Genomic DNA, 1,708 nt, shown 5'->3' with positions numbered 1-1,708 from the left:
TGGCAAGGAGCGGTAATTGGAGGTATTGTTGCAGGATTGAACCACGCGATGCATGAAATAGATTCTCCTTTGGACGATGACGGTGGTGGAGATGGGCCAGTACCGAAGAAGAAAAACAACGCCAATGAGAGAAGTGGATCAAATCAGGATAAAAGATTAAGTCCTGGAGAAATAAAGAAATTGAAGGATGCAGGTTGGGATCATAGTGAGAAGGGTGTAAATGGTAAAGGAGGAGGACAGAAGGATCTATGGAAAGATAAAAATGGCAATGTATATGAAAAGCCAAAAAATGGTAAGGGTCCCGGTGAACCAATCGGTGTTAATTTAAATAATCTTTCTGTAAAAGTTGGTGTTGGAGCTGCTATTTTAGGTGGAGGGTTAAAATTACTAGATTATTTTATGTCTCGAGCAATGCCTGTATTTATGGTAACACCTTTTATGATGCAACAGTCTAATCCAAATTACTATCACAAACAACAAATTGAAATTCATTAAATATGAAAGTTTTAAGCAATGATCTAAATTTGAGTTTTTGTATATGGGATTATGAGGATATAACCTCTGAAGACATATCTAAAAAATTAGATATTCAACCTTATAAAATATACATTAAGGGACAGCGAATAAACCCTAAATTCGAACGATTAGCGAAACGAAATGGATGGGTATATGGAACTCCTTATGAGAACAAAGAAGATTTTAAAACTCAGTTAGATAAAATTTTGGATATTTTGGAACCTAAAATACCTATTCTAAAAGAGTATGCAAAAAAATATAATTGCGAATTTTCTTGTGCCATATTTTTAAATAATAGAGAAGAAAGTACCCCGTGGATACATTTTAGTAAAAGATATAATGCTTTTATAAGAGAGGTCGATGCTGAATTTGATTTTGACATCTATTATCCGCCTTTAGATGAAGATTAAATCCGGTAATGTGGTAATGTTCCAGATAAGTAGTGTTCTAGATATGTTGGTTTTCCGCATCCACAGGGGTTACGAGATAAGAGATATAATAATAATCAATAACCTGTGCAGGCAAAATACCTGCAGAGGCGCAGAAGTTAAAAAATAATTTTTTGAAGAAATGAATAAATCCTTGATAATTATTGTTCTATTATTACTGATTGGAATTATATTATATCTGTCAATTGGTTTTATTTCAATGGATAATGAAGTTGGGCGATTTTATTATTCGAAATCATTAGAAGAAGCCGAAAAAGAAAAAAGTATTATCAATAAATATTTTGTTTATGATACAAATAAAAAACAAATAAGCGATGCTTGGCTTGAATATGCAAGAAGTCACGATATTTTCAATAATGAAAAGATTGAAACAGATAAAATATTGTTAAATATTAAAAATGTAAAAGAATTTGAAGAAATCAAAGACATTTATTGGGAAGCCTTTTTTAAAAATAAAAAGTTAACGGCCTTTGAAGATAATGAAATCATTAGTGTGGTTGGAGTAGATAAAAGTATGGACACTATAATAATAAAGCCAAATAAGAATGAAACTTTTTATGTTATAAAAACCCGTTGTGTATTATGGTAATGTTCCAGATGTGTTGGTTTCCCAAACCATGGGCTTTAAAAAATAAAATAAGAAACAACAATAACAAACCTGTGCAGGCATTTGCCTGCAGAGGCGCAGAAGTTCTTTTAGATTTTTAGCAGTTACACCTCCCACGAGTATTTTGCAGAAGTAG

General features: G+C 32.0%; 3 protein-coding genes. All 3 read left to right on the top strand.

What is annotated here, in order from left to right; translation table 11 throughout:
- Positions 1 to 495 (top strand): polymorphic toxin type 33 domain-containing protein (locus BUB43_RS10935; protein WP_073181065.1); only part of this gene is annotated, 495 nt, incomplete at its 5' end.
- 2 nt (positions 496 to 497) lie between these two features.
- On the top strand, positions 498 to 926 hold the full coding sequence (locus tag BUB43_RS10930) for a DUF4279 domain-containing protein (protein ID WP_073181063.1): 429 nt from the start codon (positions 498 to 500) through the stop codon (positions 924 to 926).
- 160 nt (positions 927 to 1,086) lie between these two features.
- A complete protein-coding gene (locus BUB43_RS10925) occupies positions 1,087 to 1,554 on the top strand; it encodes a hypothetical protein (RefSeq protein ID WP_073181061.1) in 468 nt (155 codons plus the stop codon).
- Positions 1,555 to 1,708 lie beyond the last annotated feature (154 nt).

The organism is Cruoricaptor ignavus (assembly GCF_900141665.1).
Classification (GTDB): Bacteria; Bacteroidota; Bacteroidia; order Flavobacteriales; family Weeksellaceae; genus Cruoricaptor; species Cruoricaptor ignavus.
This window is presented reverse-complemented; position numbering and strand designations above follow the sequence as displayed.